Annotated in this window: 17 protein-coding genes and 2 tRNA genes; 7 read left to right on the plus strand and 12 right to left on the minus strand. The window is 43.1% G+C overall.

Annotated features, from left to right (window positions below):
* Positions 1-191: 191 nt before the first annotated feature.
* The 8 genes from RAH45_RS01025 to RAH45_RS01060 form a co-directional block, all read right to left on the minus strand.
* Positions 192-875 carry a 50S ribosomal protein L25/general stress protein Ctc gene (locus RAH45_RS01025; protein WP_068404709.1) on the minus strand — a complete coding sequence of 228 codons (684 nt, stop codon included), beginning with the start codon at positions 873-875 and terminating at the stop codon, positions 192-194.
* A 299-nt stretch (positions 876-1174) separates the two neighbouring features.
* A complete protein-coding gene (locus tag RAH45_RS01030; protein WP_068404706.1) occupies positions 1175-2122 on the minus strand; it encodes a ribose-phosphate pyrophosphokinase in 948 nt (315 codons plus the stop codon).
* 110 nt (positions 2123-2232) lie between these two features.
* Positions 2233-2308: transfer RNA gene (locus RAH45_RS01035), tRNA-Gln, on the minus strand.
* Positions 2309-2550: 242 nt separating this feature from the next.
* Positions 2551-2626 (minus strand) — tRNA-Gln (locus RAH45_RS01040).
* Positions 2627-2813: 187 nt separating this feature from the next.
* A complete protein-coding gene (locus RAH45_RS01045; RefSeq protein ID WP_198327983.1) occupies positions 2814-3341 on the minus strand; it encodes a hypothetical protein in 528 nt (175 codons plus the stop codon).
* A 40-nt stretch (positions 3342-3381) separates the two neighbouring features.
* Positions 3382-4347 (minus strand): 4-(cytidine 5'-diphospho)-2-C-methyl-D-erythritol kinase, encoded by a 966-nt coding sequence (gene ispE / locus RAH45_RS01050; RefSeq protein ID WP_198327984.1) that lies wholly within the window; start codon positions 4345-4347, stop codon positions 3382-3384.
* 61 nt (positions 4348-4408) lie between these two features.
* Positions 4409-5044: a lipoprotein insertase outer membrane protein LolB gene (gene lolB / locus RAH45_RS01055; protein WP_198327985.1), complete on the minus strand. Its 636-nt coding sequence runs from the start codon at positions 5042-5044 to the stop codon at positions 4409-4411.
* Positions 5045-5271: 227 nt separating this feature from the next.
* Entirely contained in the window at positions 5272-7194 is a 1923-nt protein-coding gene (locus tag RAH45_RS01060; RefSeq protein WP_306495402.1) for a tetratricopeptide repeat protein, read from the minus strand.
* Positions 7195-7773: 579 nt separating this feature from the next.
* Between RAH45_RS01060 and hemA the strand changes: the two genes are divergently transcribed.
* The 4 genes from hemA (at position 7774) to RAH45_RS01080 (ending at position 11970) form a co-directional block, all read left to right on the plus strand.
* On the plus strand, positions 7774-9156 hold the full coding sequence (gene hemA / locus RAH45_RS01065) for a glutamyl-tRNA reductase (protein ID WP_306495403.1): 1383 nt from the start codon (positions 7774-7776) through the stop codon (positions 9154-9156).
* Positions 9157-9762: 606 nt separating this feature from the next.
* Complete coding sequence (locus RAH45_RS01070) at positions 9763-10905, plus strand: aminotransferase class V-fold PLP-dependent enzyme (RefSeq protein WP_306495404.1); 1143 nt, start codon at positions 9763-9765, stop codon at positions 10903-10905.
* Between the two features lie 145 nt (positions 10906-11050).
* Positions 11051-11488 (plus strand): YeeE/YedE family protein, encoded by a 438-nt coding sequence (locus tag RAH45_RS01075; protein ID WP_306495405.1) that lies wholly within the window; start codon positions 11051-11053, stop codon positions 11486-11488.
* Between the two features lie 62 nt (positions 11489-11550).
* A complete protein-coding gene (locus RAH45_RS01080; RefSeq protein ID WP_144296760.1) occupies positions 11551-11970 on the plus strand; it encodes a DUF6691 family protein in 420 nt (139 codons plus the stop codon).
* Between the two features lie 258 nt (positions 11971-12228).
* Here the strand turns inward: RAH45_RS01080 and RAH45_RS01085 are convergent, their stop codons facing one another.
* On the minus strand, positions 12229-13893 hold the full coding sequence (locus RAH45_RS01085) for an AMP-binding protein (protein WP_306495406.1): 1665 nt from the start codon (positions 13891-13893) through the stop codon (positions 12229-12231).
* A gap of 380 nt (positions 13894-14273) precedes the next feature.
* Between RAH45_RS01085 and RAH45_RS01090 the strand changes: the two genes are divergently transcribed.
* Positions 14274-16409 (plus strand): NADPH-dependent 2,4-dienoyl-CoA reductase, encoded by a 2136-nt coding sequence (locus RAH45_RS01090; RefSeq protein WP_306495407.1) that lies wholly within the window; start codon positions 14274-14276, stop codon positions 16407-16409.
* A gap of 113 nt (positions 16410-16522) precedes the next feature.
* Here RAH45_RS01090 and RAH45_RS01095 read toward each other — a convergent pair whose 3' ends face one another.
* Complete coding sequence (locus RAH45_RS01095; protein WP_306495408.1) at positions 16523-17278, minus strand: lysozyme inhibitor LprI family protein; 756 nt, start codon at positions 17276-17278, stop codon at positions 16523-16525.
* 164 nt (positions 17279-17442) lie between these two features.
* On the opposite strand from RAH45_RS01095, the gene RAH45_RS01100 reads away from it, so the two are divergent.
* Positions 17443-18651 carry a serine hydrolase domain-containing protein gene (locus RAH45_RS01100; protein WP_306495409.1) on the plus strand — a complete coding sequence of 403 codons (1209 nt, stop codon included), beginning with the start codon at positions 17443-17445 and terminating at the stop codon, positions 18649-18651.
* Positions 18652-18779: 128 nt separating this feature from the next.
* Positions 18780-19412 (plus strand): DUF2238 domain-containing protein, encoded by a 633-nt coding sequence (locus RAH45_RS01105; protein WP_198327994.1) that lies wholly within the window; start codon positions 18780-18782, stop codon positions 19410-19412.
* A gap of 343 nt (positions 19413-19755) precedes the next feature.
* On the opposite strand, the gene RAH45_RS01110 is transcribed toward RAH45_RS01105, so the two are convergent.
* Positions 19756-20286 (minus strand): hypothetical protein, encoded by a 531-nt coding sequence (locus RAH45_RS01110; RefSeq protein ID WP_201590155.1) that lies wholly within the window; start codon positions 20284-20286, stop codon positions 19756-19758.
* A 290-nt stretch (positions 20287-20576) separates the two neighbouring features.
* Positions 20577-21587, minus strand: a complete 1011-nt coding sequence (locus RAH45_RS01115) for a PAAR domain-containing protein (protein WP_198329203.1) — start codon at positions 21585-21587, stop codon at positions 20577-20579.
* Positions 21588-21637 lie beyond the last annotated feature (50 nt).

Below are 21637 nucleotides of genomic sequence, written 5' to 3' on the forward strand. Positions count from 1 at the left end.
AATTTAATAAATAAGAGATAAGGTTTGAAAAGTAAGATGAACTGATCGTGCTTATCCTACTTTTTAAACCTTCTTTTCAAACCTCAGTTACAAAAACAGCAGGAGATATTCATCACCTGCTATTTTTTGACTAAACCAATCTTTTATAACCGAGCAACCATAAGGCTGCTATATAAGCGTTATAAAGATTATTATTCAGCGTCTTTGTCTTCAGGCTCAGCACCTTGCTCAGTAGCAGGTACGTCAGCTGCATCAACTTCGTCAGCGTCTTCGTCAACTTCTTCAACTGTTGGTGGCTGCATGTTCACAACGGTACGGTCGTGCGCATCTTCCATGTCAAGATCAAAGATAATTACGCCTTCAGGCAATTTGATGTCTGATAAACGGAATAGATCACCGATTTCCATGCCTGATACGTCGATTTCTAAGTACTCAGGTAATTGTGATGGTAGGCAAACGATTTCAACATCAGATACTAGCGTAGATAAGATACCACCCGCTTTCGTACCTGGCGCTTCTTCACGACCAGCAAAATGTAGCGGTACGTGCATGTTGATTTTTTGACCTTTCACAATGCGCTGAAAATCTGCATGCATTGGGAAACCTTTAGCAGGATGGCGCTGCAAGTCTTTGATAACGACTTGTTGCTCATCACCTTTATCGGTAGTGATGGTCAAAATTTGTGAGAAAAACGCTTCATATTCAAGCGATTTTACGAGCTCGTTGATTTTGATAGAGATAGCAGTTGGTTCTTCACCACCACCATAAATGATAGCAGGAACTAGGTTCTGCTTACGTAGGCGGCGGCTCGCACCTTTACCTTGTTGTTCAGCAGAGCGGTCAACTGCGTTGATTGCAAAATGATCAATAGCCATGGATATAATCCTATAGAGAGTATGTGAAGTATCTACCAGCAATAACAGACTTGCGACCAGTCTATCACCGGATAATCAATACTTTAGAAAGTATCAATCATGTCGCTAAGTATAAAATACCCAAAAATAATAGGGGTTAACGAATGATGAATACAGGCGCGCATTATACGTGATTCTTTAACAATAATAAAGACCTAGCTAAAATAGCGCACGCCAGTCTTACATAAAAAAACGCCAAGTCATTAAACTTAGCGTTTTTAGTAATATATTTTTTAGCGAAAGAAAATCTTAAGCATTAATTAGGCATCAAACATAGCGCTGATAGATTCTTCGTTATTAATACGACGTAAGCTTTCAGCCAGCATTGGAGCGATACTTACTTGGCGGATTTTGCTACAGGCTTTAGCCGCGTCAGACAATGGAATGGTATCAGTTACCACAATCTCATCCAATTCCGATTCGCTGATGTTCTTTAGCGCATTACCCGATAGGACAGGGTGGGTAATATAAGCGAGTACGCGGCGAGCGCCATTTTGCTTTAAGGCTTCAGCGGCTTTGCATAACGTACCTGCGGTATCAACCATATCATCAACGATGACGCAATCACGGTCACGGACATCACCGATGATGTGCATCACTTGTGATTCATTGGCACGGGCACGGCGTTTATCAATAATCGCCATGTCGGTATCGCCCAACTGCTTCGCCATCGCGCGCGCACGTACCACACCGCCGACGTCAGGTGAAACCACCATGATATTGTCATAATCTTGTTTTTTAAGATCGTTCAATAAGACAGGCGTACCATAGATGTTATCAACTGGGATATCAAAGAAGCCCTGAATCTGATCTGAGTGCAAATCAACGGTCATAACGCGGTCAATACTAACGATGTTTAGCATGTCAGCGACGACTTTGGCCGAGATAGGTACACGTGCTGAACGCGGACGGCGGTCTTGACGGGCATAACCGAAGTATGGCATGACAGCAGTGATCCGGCCAGCACTAGAACGACGCAAGGCATCGGCCATCATCATGATTTCCATCAAATTGTCGTTAGTCGGTGCACAAGTAGGCTGCATGATAAACACGTCTTTGCCACGTACGTGTTCTTTGATTTCCACGGCAATTTCGCCATCAGAAAAACGCGTGATGTCAGCTTTACCAAGAGGTATATGGAGATGATCGGCTACGGTTTTTGCTAATTCTGGGTGGGCATTACCCGTAAAAATCGCCAAATAAGGCATGACAGAAGTCCTATTGATTAACTCAAGCAGCGACCGCTAAGCAGTATCAAACTGCTCAAATTTAGAAAAGAGTATGGAAAACTATTGATGACTACTATTACAGTAAAAAATGGCAGGGGTAGCTGGACTCGAACCAACGGATGTCAGGATCAAAACCTGATGCCTTACCAACTTGGCTATACCCCTGTAATGTCTAGGCTGTGTACGTCGATATCTAGGCATAATTTATACTAAATTACGCTTAAAATAGCGTCACGACCTGTTCGTTATATTATAAACAGATAAACTGTCTACAATATAACTTTTCCCTAACGGTGTTCATTGCGAACTATACCGAAACTGGGATAACGTTGTCAATGTCAATAAAATAAGCGTTTATTTAAAAACGGCTTATAATGACGACATATCGAACGCTTTACACTTAAAAATGGCAGGGGTAGCTGGACTCGAACCAACGGATGTCAGGATCAAAACCTGATGCCTTACCAACTTGGCTATACCCCTATTGAGGCGACCTATTATAAATAAATATTTAGATTTTGCAAGTCATTTGCGCCTTTTTATGGCTTTTATTATAAATAGGTCGAAAATAAAACCGATGTTGAGTTAATGGAAATTTATATATGGTCTTTATACTCATTTTATTTATACGCTATAAGTAGGGTTTGGCCTCAGTTTGAGCTTGTATAGGCTAATGTTTTGGCAAATTTGTGGTGTCCATAAACTGTGAACCCAAAAATACGATATATCTATTTTCCAAGCATTTAGGGTTGGCTTGTTGCTCGAAATTATAATCGTAACTAGGGTCGTATTTCCCGCCGCTTAAGGGTCCGTTAGTAAATAGCTCAGTGTTCAAAGGTATATCAACGCCATTGGCGGTCAGAGTCTGGGTCTCCTCATTCCAAGTGGTTATGCCATGAGGAAACACAGGAACGTTAAGCCTATCATTGTTTTGGATAAGCAAACAGCCGTCTTTCATAACCAAAATGCCGCCCATAGCTGGTTCTATTTCCGCACCATGTTTATATGAATAAGTAAAAAACTGGGCATAGGGCTTATTCTTAAAATCGTTAATACTGCTATCACTGGCCATATTATCGATAGATACTTTTGGCGCAGATAACGTGACGTTTTGAGTATCAGAATTGTTGGTGCAGGCTGTCATGGCTATTGAAAGGGCCAAAATACTTATTGATAACGTAAAAGAATTGCCTTTCATGATAAATAACCTTTAAGCGAAGAAAATCATATTATTAATTCTATTTAACTTGTAGATTCCCCACTACGTACGCCGCACAAGGCGCATTGTTAACCCACTTTGCCAACAGCGTTTTATCATCAATAATACTCGCATCCAATGGTAAAAATACCGCGCTACCAGAGCCGGTCATCCGAGCTGTGCCAAGTGCCTGTGATTCTAACCCTTGCAAATACCGTAACGCTGCATCGACGGCAGGGGCGATACTGGTGACGACATGACTAAACACATTTTGATAAGGTGTATTTAAACGTTGCACATAGTCATTGGTCTGGCTTTTGATAATGTCAATGGATAGGGCGTCGATATCTCGTTGTAGCTTTGGATGGGCGAACAGCTTAGCCGTGTTCACATGGGCGTTTGGGGTTAAGACTAAGTACTCTTGCTCGGGCAAATCAATGGCGGTCAGCTCCTCGCCAATACCCATAGCAATGGCATCTTGCCCAAAGATAAATATCGGCACATCGGCGCCGATAGTAGCAGCGATTTTTATCAGCTCATTTTTAGTAATGTTAAGCTGCCAAATCTCATTTAAGACTAATAAGGTCGTTGCGGCATTGGATGAGCCACCGCCTAAGCCTGCACCCATTGGTAAATGCTTATCCAAGGTGATTTGCACTGATTGCAGCTGCTTAGGTAGTCTGTCAGCTTGAAGAGCAAATGCTAGTAACGCTTGGGCGGCTTTAAAAATCAGATTGTCATCGATACTACTGGTTATGGTGTCGGCACCAGCAAGCGTTAGCAGCTGATGACAAAGCTTAGTAGCGTCGAAGGTTTTATCTATAATAGAAAATACTGCATCGTCTACAAACGTAAAATGCAGATAATCGCCCCAGTCAAGCAGGCGAAAGACGGTTTGCAGATTATGATAGCCATCAGCGCGCTTACCAGTGATATGCAAAAATAAATTAATCTTGGCCGGTGACAAGCGCGTGATAACTGATGTTGCGGTGGTGCGTTCAGTCATAAATAAATGTCTTTATGAGTTGTAAGTAAAGATAGTGTTTTCTACTGTCTACATAAGGCTATTATTTTTGATGATCGATAGTCATCACTACTTTATTGCCTTGTGACTGTACGGCACTGATTTTATTTGGCAATTTGTCGTTGCCTTTATAACTAAAGTTCGCTTGCCATTCACCATTGACCGAACTAATCAAACGGCTTTGGTCATCAAGCTGTGGCGCGCTGTCTGAAGGCGCTGGGCGACCCGATATCCAATACGGCATTTGTGAAATCGGCGCTTGCCAGCCTGTGGCTTTTTTGAGCAAGGTTTCAGGGTCATCAGCGGTTAAAGTACCGGTTTTTTCACTGACTAAAGTCGCCGACTGACCATTATACTCGATATTGGTTTTGCCAATGCCAAGCGCACCAATCAATTCGATAGCAAAACGGTCATTTTGTTGTCCCCATGCATAAAACGCACTGCCGCCTTGGTTTCCTGAATTGTCCTTACTAGGTGTGGTAACGCCGATTTTGCCCGTGATATTAAAGTTCTCAAGCTTTTTAGGTTGTTCAGGTTTCTGACCTTGTACCGTGCCGATAGGCTGGTTGGTAGCATTAGCGGTTTTTAATGATTGGCAACCAGATGTGATAACGAGCGCGGCGGTTAAAGCGCTAAATAGCGCCAGTTTATTCGGCTGATTTTTTTTTAATACTGACATGATATATCCTCAAAAATAGACAAGTTTTAAAAGTAACAAGTTTTAAAAGTAATAGATTTTTTAAAAGATTAAATAAAACAATAAACGCTTAGCTTAAGCATGATTTGTTACGCGCTGATGCATGGCTGTTCATTTCTTATAACTGGCTTGTAGTTTTTATCGCAAACGTTTTTATTTTTAATCGTATTTTATGATGAGTATTCAATAAGCTTTGAGCAAAAAGCTGCTTAATAAAGCTGTATACGATCATTGACGTTGCGCTGCCCAAATGAAAAACGCTCTTGTAACTCAGCAAGCAACGCCTCAACTTTTTCATTATCGCCTAGCCCTTGATAAGCGCGCAGCAGTAGCGTGCCTGAACGTAGGGTTGGAAAAACGTCGTACGGGGTTTGTAGATAATCGATGACTTGTTGATAATCTTCGTTCGCTAAAGCATTGGCGGCGAGTACGTTTAACGCTTGCAAATGCAGCTCATTGTCATAGCGCGGGTCATCATAACGGATTTGAATGATAGCCGTTGCTAGCGCCAAACCTTGCTTGGAGCTGCGTTCATTGGCGAGCAATAACTGCGCATAGCTAAGCTGATAAGCAAGGTTGGTTGGGTCGAGCGTTTGCAAATGGTTCAATAAGGTACGTTTGACGATATAATCGTCTTTGTCGTCAAGCAGCTGGGCGCGGGCAAATAGCAGCATCTCATTATTAGGATATTTGCGGCTGGCGCGCGTTAATAACCGTAGCGCTTCCTCGGATTCATTTTGCTGCCATAAGATATCCGCTTGCATGACAAAGCTGTCAGGCGCGAAGATGCTAAAGTCTTTACGCAGCTTCTCTAAAGTAGCAATGGCTGCATCGACGTCGTCATTTAGCAGCTCAAACGACACCACTTTTCGCCGCGCTTCTAACACCAAGTCCTCTTGCATCACGCCATTGAGATAGTATTTTGCTTGCTCAAAGCGCTGTTGGCGCTCGGCACTGATGCCAAGGTAGTAATAGGCTTGGTCAAGATAAGCCGGATTTTTAGCCAAGATATTCAGCAGCTGATCGGCGCTGGCGTATTCTTCAACGTCCAAGCTCACCAGCGCGGCGAGCAAAGTGATTTCGTCATCATCAGCAAAGCGCCCGTGTGCATCGAGTAATAGCTGCCAAGCCTGCTCGCTTTGCCGCAAATCGAGTAAATAACGAATCTCATATAAGTATAAACTCTTGCTATCAGGGTTCCGTAGGCGCGCTTGGTTAATATAATCAAGCACGGCTGCTGATGGCTTGGTCTTGCGTAAGATGTCGGCTTTTAAAGTGATAAAAGGCACATAATCTGGCTGGCGCGCAAGGGCACGATCGATATGGACAATAGCAACCTCAGGCTCATCAAATTGATACAGTAAACCAGCCTTTAATACCGAAAGCGAAGCGTTTTGCTCGCTATCGATAGGTTGCAAAGCGGCAAGTAACTCGCGTTTGTCTTCATCAGTATTGGGATAAATGCCAATCAGGATTTCGCTCAGATCGGCTCGCGGGTCATAGCTTAAAATGCGATTTAGAGTGGCGCCCGCCAGTTCATAGTCGTGCGCGCGCAGGGCCAAATGCGCCACATAGAACCAAGCGGGCACGTGGTCGGGGTTTTGGTCTTGCCAAGTTTTGGCAAAGCGCAATGAATCCTCAACGCTTTCATTACGTAAAGACAAGCTTAGGGCGCGCTCAAATACCGCAGTTGCATCTTGTTTAAAAGATTGCTGCTTATAAATAGTTAGCGCGCGCTTATTATTATCGCGATCTGCGGCAAACTCGGCATCCAACAGCGCGTATAAACTTGGCTCACCAAGCTCAGATTGTGCTGGGCTAAATGCTACTAGATTGCTTACAGAAGTATCGGTTTCTGCTAGCTGAGACTGCTCAGTAGACGGTAGTTGAGAAGGTATTTCATGAGCAGTATGACCAATGATATCGCTTTTCTTGGCTGGTGAAGTTGTAGGCGAATTGGCCAAATCAGTGTTTAATATGGGAGCGGTCAACGCCGGGCTGACATACTTGGCGTGGGCGGGTAATCCTAGGCATAGACAAATGGCCAACGACAAGGTTAGCTTATAACGCTGGCATAGGCGCTCTATGGTGGCTTGCAATAAGGCGCGGAGGCGAGATTGATCATTATACATAGGTTGCAGTCTAAAGGATGACCCAAAAAATCTAGCGAGCAATATTTCCCCATTAGTCCACTTGCATTCTAACAGGAGGATTTTATTGTCATTATTTTAAATAAGTATTCGTCATTACCATTATAAGAGCAGATGAAAGCGATAAACAATAGCGCCTATGTTACTCAAATACTAACAATATTTAGGCGATTAATTAATGACGATAAATGACTTTAAGTAGCGTTCAATAAAATCTGATAGCTTAAACATCTGCTAGTAAACCAGCGTTTTTAAGTTAGACAAATAACACTGGCATTTATTTTAAAGCCTTGGAGCAGTTGATTTATCGTCGCCATGCCCAGATACAGACAAATACCATCGCCCAACGCTGCTTGTTAAATAAAGCCAGCAATAATGATATAATAGGCGCTTTTTAGACGTTTATATTGGCAAGTATTAATTAAAGACGTTTTTTCACAGCCAGTTTAGCAAGCGCTGTCTGTGAAAAACTGTTTTTTAGCACTGCTGATTGAATAGGTTTTTTCACATTCTAAAAGCGTTTGGCTAGCAGGTAAACGTTATATTTATGGTCTATCAATAATGAGATTAGTGGTCATTGGGGTCAATCACAAAACCGCACCAGTCGCTCTGCGAGAGCGCTTGGCGCTTGTCGGTGACGATGTGAATATTGCCCTTCAGCAGCTAGAGCGCTTCACCGATGGTAGCGTGATTGTCTCGACGTGCAACCGTACTGAGATTTATGCGCTGATTCCGCAAGTCCCAGCATCGCCAGAATCAGGCGCGGCTTTAGCAGCGCAGCAAACTGCTGTCTCGAGTAGTAATGCCATTAGTGCGCAGCCTTCTGCCGCGGCAATCAGCGCACATATCTTAAAAATTAAAGCGTGGCTGGCGGATTTTAAACAGTTACCTTTAGCTGAAATTGACCCTTATTTGTATGTGCATCGTGATACCCATGCGCTGACTCATTGGCTGCGAGTCGCTGCTGGTCTTGACTCGATGATATTGGGTGAGCCGCAGATACTTGGTCAAATCAAACGTTCTGTGCATTTGGCGCAAGACCAAAAAGCGCTCAGCAATCGGCTCGGCTGGATTGTTGACCAAGTATTTGCTGCTGCCAAACGCGTGCGTAACGAAACCAAAGTCGGCGCTCAAGCGGTATCGCTGAGCTATGCTGCAGCCAAATTGGTGACGCAGATATTTGACGATTTGCCCAATCGCACGTTATTGGTTGTTGCGGCAGGCGAGATGAATCGCTTGGTGGCAACGCATATCGCTGGGCTTGGGGTCGGGCGGGTCATTATTTGTAACCGCAATCCTGAGCGCGCCGAAGCGTTGGCCGCCGAATTGCGTCGACCCGAGCGTATGGTAGAAGTGAAATCGCTGCAAGAGTTGCCGCAAGTATTGGCAGAAGCTGATATCGTCAGTAGTTGTAGCGGCAGTATGGATATATTGATTGATAAGACCATGACCTTGCGCGCGCTTAAAAGCCGGCGTTATCAGCCGATGCTGATGATTGACTTGGCGGTGCCGCGCGATATCGACTCTACCATTAGCCGTATCGACGATGTGTATTTGTATTCTGTTGATGACTTGCAACACGTGATTGCTGGTAATATTGAGCAGCGCCGGCAAGCAGCGGTCGATGCTGAGCTGCTGGTCAGTCAGTTGGTGGTTGAGATGGATCGGCGCTTTCAGGTGCGCCAAGTCGGTAAAGAGATTCAACAATATCGCGCGCGCACCCATGACCAAGTCGATAAGCTGCTGCATGAATCCATTGCTAAGCTGCAACAAGATAACGCCAGCCCTGAAGCTATTATCACTGAGCTATCGCGGCGTTTAACCCAGACGCTGACCCATGCGCCCTCGAAGCTGATGCGTAAAGCGGCACGCGAAGGTGACAATGAATTGCTAGATTTTGTGGTCTCGGGATTACAAGACGCGCATCGTGGTCGTCGTCAGTAAGCATTACTCCTTTTAATGCACTAATTATTTTTCCTATTATTTCTCTTAAAACCGTTTCTTTTAAAACTCTTCGTTTTGAAACGGTTTATCTTTAAAAGTCATAAATTGGCTAAGCTTTCGACTTATGCAAGCTGAGCGTTGTCAACCTGCATTATCAGTGCTAATATCAAGTTGTTATGAGTATATTAAGTGGCGATAATTTTTGGTTATGTGGTAGCGGTTATTTATAATGAGCCTTTAATCAATTAATTTTGGCTTTTTTTCAAAGTCTAATTTTATCAATTGCCTCTTAATATCTTCTCATTTCATTAATTCTCAGTATTGATAATTCAATAGGCTGTCATTCACGGTCTCATAATGGCGCGCCTATCGTCTGTAGTACTGTTTAGAATAGTAGTACTGTTTAAAATAAAAATAAAGCGCACACGACATACTCGTCAACGGCAATAGCGCTAGGATAAAGCGCTATATCGTCAACCCTGCGTCATACTCTCGATGATTACTCGATATGAGGGCCCGATAAATACTATCTATCGTAGTATTCGGCTCGTTATTACTAGAATTTGCCAATACCTATATTGCCTAACTATAAACTAGGAGCGTCCTATGACTGCATTACGTCAAGATATTGATCCAAATGGCTTATTAGAATATTCGGTGGTCTATACTGACCGCGCCTTAAACCACATGTCAAAAGTCTTTCAGCAAGTAATGAATGACTTATCTAGCAACTTAAAGTCAGTCTATAACGCTGATGCGGTGGCGATTGTACCGGGCTCTGGCACTTATGGTATGGAAGCCGTGGCACGTCAATTGGCCAATGATGAAGATTGCCTGATTATCCGTAATGGTTGGTTTAGCTATCGTTGGACGCAAATTTTAGACAAGGGCAAAATTGCCAAGTCGTCTACAGTATTAACTGCCAATCGTGAAGAGGGTGAGACGCCAAAGCCGTTTTCTCCAGTTGCTATCGATGAAGCGGTTGCTAAAATCAAAGAAACAAAACCTGCCATCGTTTTTGCCCCTCATGTTGAAACCTCATCAGGCATAATTTTGTCAGAAGACTATATCAAAGCATTGGCCGAGGCTGTTCATAGCGTTGGCGGTCTATTGGTCATTGACTGTATTGCCTCGGGTTGCGTCTGGCTTGATATGAAAGACTTGGGTATTGACGTGCTGATTAGCGCGCCGCAAAAAGGCTGGAGCAGCACGCCGGGCGCAGGTCTGGTGATGCTCAGCGACGCGGCTGTGCAAAAAGTAGAGAGCACTGAATCTGATAGTTTTAGCCTAGATTTAAAACAGTGGTTAAATATCATGCGCGCCTATGAAAATGGCGGTCACGCTTATCATGCAACCATGCCAACCGATAGCTTACGCCAGTTCCGCGATACCGTTCATGAAGCTAAGGAAGTCGGCTTTGATAAACTTTGCGAGGCGCAGTGGGAGCTTGGTAAGCGTATTCGTAAAGTATTGGCGGACAAAGGCATTGAAAGCGTGGCGGCAGAAGGTTTTGAAGCACCGGGTGTTGTCGTTGCTTATACTGACCGTGATGACATGCATAAAGGTAGCGCCTTTGCTGAAGCTGGCATGCAAATCGCCGCTGGTGTCCCGCTACAAGTAGGCGAGCCTGAGAACTTTAAAACTTTCCGTTTAGGTCTATTTGGTCTTGATAAATTGACCGATGTCGACGGAGCGGTACAACGTTTTGAAAAAGCGCTTGATGAAGTATTGGCAGAGCAGCCTGCATAATTTTTACTATAAGTTAGGTAACAATACTGAGTTCTGTTAAACAGATCTCAGTATTTTTTTACCTATTTATTATATTTTATTATATAATGTATTTATATAAAACGAATTTAAAACTGTGTTTGATAAATTGGCTTAGGTAAACATTATGAGTATACAAATAGACTGGCAGGCATTTACGCCAATCTCCTTAGTAGGCGGACTGATGCTAGGGGTGGCGACTGTCATTTTGCTGTTGGGTATTGGCCGTATTGCGGGTATCAGCGGTATCGTGTCAAGTGTACTAAAACCCAAAAATATAGAGATGTGGCAGGTACTGTTTATCGCAGGCCTTATCATCTCGCCTTTACTTTACAGTTTGGCTCGACCTTTGCCTGATATAGAAATCACCACGTCATTACCGCTGTTAATTGGCGCAGGGTTACTGGTTGGTTTTGGCACGCGTTTCGGTTCAGGCTGTACCAGTGGCCACGGTATTTGCGGTAATGCGCGACTGTCACCACGTTCGATGGCGGCGACAGTGACCTTTATGTTGTTTGGTATCTTAACCGTTTATATCGGTCGCCATGTTTTGGGTTTGATTTAAAAATCGCATAGACAGCACGTTATTTATAACCGCTTGGATTAATACATTAGGTGTGAGAAAAAATGCTAAAAAATATAATTGGATTAGTAGCAGGATTATTATTCGGTTTTGGACTGCTGATATCAGGGATGACCGACCCTGCTAAAGTACAAGGCTTTTTGGACGTCTTTGGCGCGTGGGATATCTCCTTGGCACTGGTGATGGGCGGCGGTTTAATAGTAGCGATAATCGGTGTGCAATTAGCCAAATGGCAAAAGACCAGCTGGGTGGGCACTTTTATCTTATTACCAAGTAAGACGGTGATTGATAAAAAGTTGCTAATCGGCGCGATGATGTTTGGTATCGGTTGGGGACTTGTGGGTATCTGCCCAGGACCGGGTATCGTGCTACTTGGGACAGGACAATGGCAAGCGTATGTCTTTATTCCAGCAATGATAATGGGTATGTTGGTTTATCAATGGCTTGAACCAAAGTTGAATTAGTTGTTTGGCTATAGTCAGTCCTAAATAAAATTAGTACAAGTATGATAACGCGCTACTGGTATTCATTTTCCTTGCTTGCTGTGCCTACGCAGACAGAGGCTGCGCAAAATGAATACCAGTAGCTCTGTGTTTATTTTATAGCAGACTGTCTACAAGAATAAGTTTTACGTTCTTAGTTCAAGAAAAAAGGGTCAGCCTAATCATAAGACTGACCCTGTTTTATGCAAATTGCTCAAAGTGCAAGTTTTTCAAAAGCTATTATTTAGCGCTAGCCGTAACTTTTGGCGTTTCGTGCGCCAATGATTTGGCGGCTTGGCGTAGCTCAAACTTCTGTACTTTACCGGTACTAGTTTTCGGAATTTCAGCAAAGATAATATATTTCGGCACTTTAAATCCAGCCAAATATTGCTTGCAATGCTCCATGACATGATCGCGTTGCAAAGTGCTACCAGCATGAATTTCGATAAAGGCGATGGGCACTTCGCCCCATTTATCATGCGGCGCGGCAACGACCGCACAGCTTTGGATTTCCGGCATTTTATATAAGACGTTTTCGACTTCGATACTAGAGATATTTTCGCCACCTGAGATGATGATGTCTTTAAGCCTATCCATGATTTTGATATAGCCGTCAGGGTATTTGACGCCCAAATCACCGGTACGGAACCAACCATCGACAAAGGCTTCTTCAGTGGCTTTTCGGCTTTTAAGATAGCCTTTCATCACCATGTTACCGCGCAGTGCCAGCTCGCCCATCTCTTCGCCATCAGCAGCAACGGGTTCAGTGGTCCCTTGTTTAAACAGCTCAAAGCCTGTCATCAAATGCGAGGTCACTCCTTGACGAGATTTTTTCTGCGCACGAGCAGCGACATCAAGCGCATCCCATTCTTCTTGCTCAGCACAAACAGTGACCGGACCATAAACTTCGGTGAGGCCATAAACATGTGAGATATGAAAGCCCATGGCTTCCATAGCAGCGAGCATAGTTTCAGACGGCGGCGCACCAGCGACCCAGCCTTTGACTTCATGGTTAATGGCTTCTTTATACTCAGGCTTACCGCCGGCAATCATATTGTGCACCACGGGCGCTGAGCAATAATGGCTGACTTTATACTTGGCAATCAGCTGCAAAATCAAATCAGCGTCAATTTTACGTAAGCAGACGTTGACGCCCGCGCGCTCAGCGATGGTCCATGGGAAACACCAACCATTACAATGGAATAGTGGCAGCGTCCATAGATACATGGGATGCTTGGGCATATCCCAATCTAAAATATTAGACACGGCATTGAGCGTGGCACCGCGATGATGATAGACCACGCCCTTGGGCTTACCAGTGGTGCCAGAAGTATAGTTGAGCGCAATGGCATCCCATTCATTGAGCGGTTTTTCCCAATTATCCAAATTGTCTGAGCTGGCGATTAACTCTTCATAACTCATAGTGCCAAAACGCTCGATATCAAGCGCTTTATCGGTCGCATGAATCACGATGAGGTTGGGAAAAGCTTCATCAATAATCTCAGCATGCTCAGCAAACTCGCTGTCTAAAATCAATACTTTGGCTTCAGAGTGTTGCAGGCAAAAGGTTAGGGCATTGATATCAAGTCGGGTATTAAGGGTACAAAGCACGCCGCCTGACATTGGCACGCCAAAGGCGCATTCGACCATCGCTGGCGTGTTCGGCATCATCACCGCCACCGTGTCATTTTTATCGATACCCAATTTACGCAGACCATCGGCCAATTGACGACAGCGATCATAAGTCTGTTGCCATGTCTGCGTGAGCTCATTATGCTCTAGGTCGTCGTAGATAATTGCAGTCTTGTCAGGATAAACCTGCGCGCTGCGGATAATAAAATCGATAGGGGTCAGCGGTTGGTGATTGGCAGCGTTTTTGCCAAGACCGGTGTGAAAGTCTGTCATGGGGATAGTCCTTTATCGTATTGCGGGTATTCGATGGTGCAGGGATTTAGCGAAGCGGCTATTATAGAAGCCGTTGTCATAAAAACAATTGTCATAAAAACGGTCGTTATAAAACACGTTAAATATTGACAACGCTCACGCTATTATAGCCAATCGCCCCAAAAATTGGGCGGGTTTTATGAGGTTTGCTTAATAAAAGCCATAAAGTCGAGGTAAACATCTGATTGTCTAGGATTGGTATCAAGATAGTGCTCACTCATCAGTCGCTTGTCCGCATAGCTGATGATAATAGCGGTGTGTTACGATAGCAGCAACGCTAAATCCCGTGACTTTTCTGTTTTCAGAACGTAGTTTGTTAATTCATTCATAAGGAAAATGATATGACCGCCAGCCGCACTGCCAATACCATTGAGACCGCCAGCACCAACGAGCACTACCCGCATTTATTTGAGCCGCTGGATTTGGGCTTTACTACACTTAAAAACCGCATGGTGATGGGCTCGATGCATACGGGGCTTGAAGACCGTTTTTATAATTACGGCAAGCTGGCGGCGTATTTTGCCGAACGTGCCAAAGGCGGCGTGGCGATGATGATTACCGGGGGCATATCGCCCAATCGCGAAGGCTGGTTGCTCCCTGCTGGCGGCACCATGAACACCCGCGCTGACGTCATTAATCATCAACGCGTCACCCGTGCGGCGCATAAATATGACAGCAAAATCATCATGCAAATCTTGCACAGTGGTCGCTATGGTTATCATCCGTTTGCCGTGTCAGCAAGCCCGATTAAATCGCCAATCTCGCCGTTTAAACCGCGTAAGATGAGCATCAAAAATATCGAACAAACCGTTAAAGACTATGCGCGCTGTGCCAAACTTGCCAAACAAGCGGGTTATGATGGCGTTGAAATCATGGGCTCTGAAGGTTACTTGCTCAATCAGTTTTTATCGCGTCATGTCAATAAACGTACCGACGAATACGGCGGCGATATTCAAAATCGCATGAAGTTTGCGGTCGATGTGGTCAAAGCAGTTCGCGAAGCAACGGGTGAAGATTTTATTATCCTATTCCGCTTGTCAGTGATCGATTTGGTCAAAGACGGTAACGTTATGGATGAAGTCATCACTGTTGCTAAAGCGCTAGAAGAAGCGGGCGTGACCATTATGAATACTGGAATTGGCTGGCATGAAGCGCGCGTACCGACCATTGTCACTAGCGTACCACGCGCGGCGTTTGTTGATTTCACTGCTGAAATTAAAAAGCATATTAATATTCCAATGATGGCAGCCAACCGTATCAATATGCCAGAAACAGCGGAAGAAATCGTTGCCAGTGGGCAAGCGGATATGATTCAGATGGCGCGTCCGTTCTTAGCCGATCCGCATTGGGTCAATAAAGCTAAAGAAGGTCAAGCCGATCGTATCAATACCTGTATCGCCTGTAACCAAGCCTGTCTTGACCATACTTTTGAAAATAAACGCTCAACCTGTTTGGTCAACCCACAAGCCTGCTATGAGACAGAATTGGTTTATAAGAAAACCAAAAAGCCTAAAAAAGTGGCGGTCATCGGTGGCGGTGTCGCTGGCATGTCAGCCGCTCACGTTGCAGCTTTGCGTGGTCATGACGTCACCCTATTTGAAGCAAAAGATATTTTGGGCGGTCAGTTTAACTATGCTAAAGTCATACCTGGTAAAGAAGAATTCTTTGAAACCATTCGCTACTATATCAATGAGCTTGAGCACTTAGGTGTTGAGATTAAACTTAATACCAAAGTTGATAAAGCGATGCTCGAGAAGGCCAAGTTCCATCATGTCATTGTCGCAACTGGCGTGGTGCCAAGAAGCCTAAAAGGCAAATTGGAAGGTGCAGATTTACCACAAGTCATTAGCTATGCTGAATTGCTTTCTGGTGAAAAATCCGTGGGTGAAACCGTCGCGGTCATCGGTGCGGGCGGTATCGGCTTTGATGTTAGTGAATATCTAACCGCCAATCATGGGCAGCCATTAGATGAGCTTGGTCCTGAATTGCTAAAAGACCCAAGCTATCGTCCAAAACCGCAGTCAATCAGCGATTGGCGCGAAGAGTGGGGCGTGACGTCTGATACTAACTATCAGGCAGATGGCGGCTTGATTAAACCTGAAGGCATTAAACCTGTACGCCAAGTGTACTTAATGCAGCGTACTAAAGGTCGCTTGGGCAGTGGGCTCAATAAAACCTCGGGCTGGGTGCATCGTGCTCATGTTAAGTCGCATGGCGTCATCCAAGTATCAGGTGCGCAGTACGACAAAATTACCAACGAAGGTATTTGGATTACTAACAATCAAGGTCAAAGCCAGCTGTTACGTGTCGATAGCATCGTGGTCTGTGCTGGTCAAGAATCAGTGGTTGAGCTGATGCCAAATGTCGGTGATGCACCAGACGCACAATATCATTTGATTGGCGGTGCTAAACTTGCTGCGGAGCTGGATGCTAAACGTGCTATAAGAGATGGTGCTGAGGTTGCGGCAGCGATATAATTGATGATTTAAAGTCGTAGTGTAAGATTCGCAGACGGCAGGGGAGCAATTTCCTGCCGTTTTTTTGTTTCTAGGTTTTAAGCTTTTAGAGTATATTTCTAGTCCAAAGTTATTTACTCTCGCTCTAATATAATTCCGTCAAAATAGCCGCGCACCCCACAACGCCCTGAACTAAATTGATAATCAACGTCTTTTAAGAGTAACTGACTTTTACCTTGATAGAGTGCAGGATACAACATTAACCTAACTTCTTTATCTTGACTATTATCATGAATCGCCCAGTGGTTCCGTGACCATGTTGCAATACTTTCTTCAATTCCACAGGTGTGTAAGTTATTAAAAACTAAGTCACTTTCAATTACAGAAAGATGAGGTTTATTATCAACCTTATTAATAGATAAAGTATTCGTTGCGTCTTGCAAAGTATTTTTGCGCTGACCATCTAAATTATAGATTGAAATCTGGAAGTTTTTAGAAAATTCTCCAAACGCATTTTTATTAGGCAAATCAGAAGAATCTAAATCATCGTTCCAGTTAGAATCTGTCTTTTCTCCGATATGTTCTTCATACTCACGTTTAAGGCACTTAGTATCTTTACAGGTATTTCGTTGAAAATTTAACCATAATTTTTGATCTATAATCACATTGTTTTTATAGCTTTCGCTGTCTTCTTCGTTAGCTCCATCATTGAGATTAGCTCTATATTTCTTCGCCATTGCGTCATCGAGCTTAGAAAGCTCAGGACTTTGGCAAATAGTTTTTTCTACCCAAGTGCTGGCTTTTTTACAATCAAAACTTGCTGAGTTTGCATGATTAGATAGTAGACAAACACCTAAAGTAGTAATAATAATTACGGTTGATTTTTTCATGTTACTCTCATCGTTTAATGCTTAATTTCGAAAATTGATACCATTGTTCTAAAGCTGAATATGAATATAGCATTGTCACTCGTAAATAACCTATAAATGCTACGCTAACCCATCAGCGATACTCAATCGTACTCATTACTCACGCCATAAAAAAGGATTTTATAATGGTAGTGTTAAAGACCCTGTTTAAATGGATCGTTTTGCCTATTGTAGCGCTACTCATTATTATCAGCTTGAGCTTAGTAGTGACGGGTAACGCTTATATCTTTCGAGGGCTACAGCTTACTTATCTTAAAGGTGAAAACACTGCCAATATTGACGATTATGTCGATTTTGATAATCGTACTATCCGCGCAAAAAATCCTATCGAATGGGAAAAAGTTGCCAACTTTCAGCAGGTCAAACTCACGCCGACTTTGCAAAATGCTTTAGATACCGATGAAACCGTTGCCTTTGCCATTATCAAAGACGGCAAACTGCTGTACGAAAACTACTGGCAAGGTTATGGTGCTGATTCGCACACCAATAGCTTTTCTATGGCAAAAACTGTCACTACCATGCTGTATCTCAAAGCGGTAGAAGATGGTTATATATCAAGCATTGATGAGCCAATTACCAAGTGGCTACCTGAATATGCGGACAATCAATATGCGCAGAACTGTACCTTAGCAGATTTCTCGGCGATGACCTCGGGCTATGATTGGACGGAAGATTATTACTTTCCCATCAACCCGACGGCTGAATCCTATTATGGTCATGACTTGGTCAAGCAAATGGTCAATCGTAAGTTTGTAGAAGAATGTGGCGGCCAGTTTGAATACTCATCAGGCGACACGCAAATGCTTGGCATAGCTTTATCGCGAGCGCTTGCGCCGCATGGCTATACTATTTCTAGCTATTTAGAAGAGAAATTTTGGCAACCTCTCGGCATGCAAGGCGATGCTTATTGGTCGCTTGATGGTGCTTCGAGCATCGAAAAAGTATATTGCTGTCTCAATGCTAGCGCATTAGATTTTGCCAAATTTGGACAGCTATTATTAAATGGTGGTGAGTGGCAAGGCGAGCAATTACTTAGTAAAGCGCACGTTGATTTTATGATTACGCCAAACGTGGATGCATTCGCAGACGGGCAAGCGCAAGTTTACGGCCATTCGGTATGGACGGATATGGATAGTCCGATTCCGTTTTATGCCATGCTTGGTCACTTAGGTCAGCGGGTACTGGTGCTGCCAGAAGAGAACGCGATTGTCGTTAGACTCGGTAAACAAAAAGGCTTACCGACACCGGTTGAAGGCTTTCACTTGGAGCCAGACTTAGGGCAGTATGTGACGGAGGCGAAAATAATTTTGGATAATCTACCACTAGAGCAGTAATTTGAGTTTATTTATAAGGCGAGTGAGTAATAGCATAAATTGCTAAGTCCATCACACATCATTAATAATCAGAAAAATAAGCATAGTGATAAAAGTTTCTATTTTTAACAAGGAATATTAAAACCTTCATGAATCATTCAAATAAAAATAGAGAGCATGATGGCTCGCTTAAGATCATTTGGTTAGTGGTATTTTTTGCGGTGCTGATTTGGTCGGGTATTGCACCTAAAAATTATTTCACTTGGGTTTTGGAAGTTGCGCCCGCGCTGATTGGTTTGAGCATACTAGCCGCGACTTATCAAAGATTTACCCTATCAAGGCTCACGTATTCCTTAATATTGCTGCACTGCATCGTATTAATGATAGGCGGTCATTATACTTATGCTGAAGTACCTCTGTTTGATACTATCGCCAACTGGTTTGGTTGGGAGCGCAATCACTATGATAAATTGGGGCATTTCGTTCAGGGGTTTGTACCGGCAGGGATTGTGAGAGAAATTTTACTGCGCTTAAATGTGGTGAAAAATGAGCGTTGGTTATTGGTCTTTGTGATGTCCGTTTGTTTGGCGTTTAGTGCTTTTTATGAGCTGATAGAATGGTGGGTAGCGTTAGCCATTGGCAGCGATGCAGAAGCTTTTTTGGGCACGCAAGGTTATGTCTGGGATACGCAGTCTGATATGTTTATGGCGTTGATTGGTTCAGCTATATTTTTATCTTTTTTTCGAAAATGGCAGAATTCAAGTATCCGTAAATTGACTTAAACGAGCGTAACCCTTGATCAAGCAGCTTTTTGAAACAGTTCAAAAGCTTTGTCATTACCTACAGTAACTGAGTCGCCCTCGTAGTAGGCTAGCACGAGTTCGTATATTTCAGCAGGTGCATTTTGGTTGGAAAGTATCTCTGTATTTGATGGCTCTGCTGAGCAAGCAGCAGCCATCAAATACAGAGAATAACGTGGTCAGTAATAAAGACTGAGCTAGGACGTTATGTTTTTTTAGATGCATTAATGCTCTCCTAGGTAGTTTGTTACAAAGTCTTGTAGTAGAAAACTGATTAAGTATTAGCTCAAAGAGTTTAATTTTACGATGTATAATTCAAAAGCTATTATTGACCTAAATTGTAGCAAGGAAGGTTATAATCATACTTAAGCTCCACCAAAGTACGAGCTTTAAATAAATCAATAATGTAATCATTTTGCATGTCAGTCATATACATAAAAATGGTAGCTTTATCCTTACATAGAATACGGACACGTTTGGCTGTTTTATCAGATCTACTTGAGGTATTAGCTATATAATCATTTCTGTCAATTTTATAAGTCATATCTACCCAGCCTTCTTTAAGAAGAAAGCCATGTAAATGTAATAGTCTATTCTTTTCAAACTCGGGGCTTGCATATCTGGATGTGTACCATACATCCCTATTAGAATGAATATTATCGCTTACTTTGAAGTTCATAAACTTAGCAATATTATCAAGTTCGGATATAAGCCAGCTTTCTTTCTCAACCAATTCTTGTTGGTATATTTCAAGCTCTTTATTTGGTTCTAAGTCTACAGTCCATATAAATAAAATAATAACGAAAGCAATAAGTGAAATATCAGATAACTTATACTCTTTACCTCTTATTTTCACTGATTATTTTCCTACATACTTAATTATATTTTTCAAAACTAGGTTATTTAATCTGTTTTAAATATTCCAAGTAGTTAACTAATTGTTCTCTATATTTCTCATTCGATCTAAATTTTGGAGATTCAACCCACTTGTTACGATTATGAATAATGGATTCTAAGGTAAAGTCCTCATAACCAGACTCCGCTTCACAACAAGGACATATTTCATATAATGGGAATTCACCGTCTAGACCCCATGGCAAGAAATCCTCATCATAGTAACCGCATATTTTACAACTGTGTAACTCTCTATTGAGCATGAAAATATTCCAAATTAGTTGAGTAGGGATGTGTGGAAGCATCAGGCTTAAAAATTGTTCGAGGTGCACCATCTTTCGTTTTGACGGCAAATGTGTTTGTTTTCGGATTATATAAAACCGTATCACCATTCTTTCTTGTTTTATTTAAAGTTCCACGCGGAGGGTCACTCACAAACTCTTGAGCATGACGATAGTAGTCATTTTGAGATTTTAGCTCAGGAAATTCTTTGCTATGTTTACTCCAATGCTCTGCTAGGTTTGTATTAGGAGATCTTTTCTTAGTAGAAGTCCAGTCGAAACCTTTTTCAGAGTCTCTGTAGATATTGTTATTACTTAACGCTCGTTTTCGAATCACGTACTGTCCAGCTTTAACGCTAGTCTTAGCAGATAGAGCACCCCAACCTAGCGGAAATGACATAATATCAAAAACCAATCCCGCTTCATCTCCAATTTTTTGCACACCTTCATGGTATTTCGCACGATCACCATTGACATCTACCCATAGAGAATTAAGACGTTCTTGATAAATTAGTTCTTCAGGAGTACCTGCTCCTGCCCAAAGCCCACTGTCTTTCAATGCTTGTTCAGTAGATACGTCAACCCAAATCCCTAACTCCTCATCAGACATTTCATCTTCAGAATCTTTGTTGTCAGAAGCTGCAAAGTTAGAAAGTACAGTTTCTGGATCAGTTTTAGGAAACACCAAAGGTTCTGCCTGCGCAATACTGCCAACATCAAAGTCAGACTCTGCAAACGCTTGCTGAGTCGCAATCAGCTTCGCGCCGCAGCTGGTGACATCGCCACCACGTGCGATAGGCGCACCATCGACGATAAAGGAAGCATCACCACTAACAATAGTGGTGACCTTTTTACACTTTTTACAGATGACTTTATCGCCTTTACGGGCAACAGGGATGCCGTTATGAGTGGTGCGCGGTGAGCCGGAGATGACCGTCCCACCGTGAGAGGTCTTTGCGCCGACGGTGATATAGGCTGCCATAGTGCTACCTTGCTTAAATGCCCAAAGTGTAAACTCTTAACTCGAGTCTA

Origin of the sequence: Psychrobacter sp. van23A, from assembly GCF_030845275.1 — a bacterium.
GTDB lineage: Bacteria > Pseudomonadota > Gammaproteobacteria > Pseudomonadales > Moraxellaceae > Psychrobacter > Psychrobacter faecalis.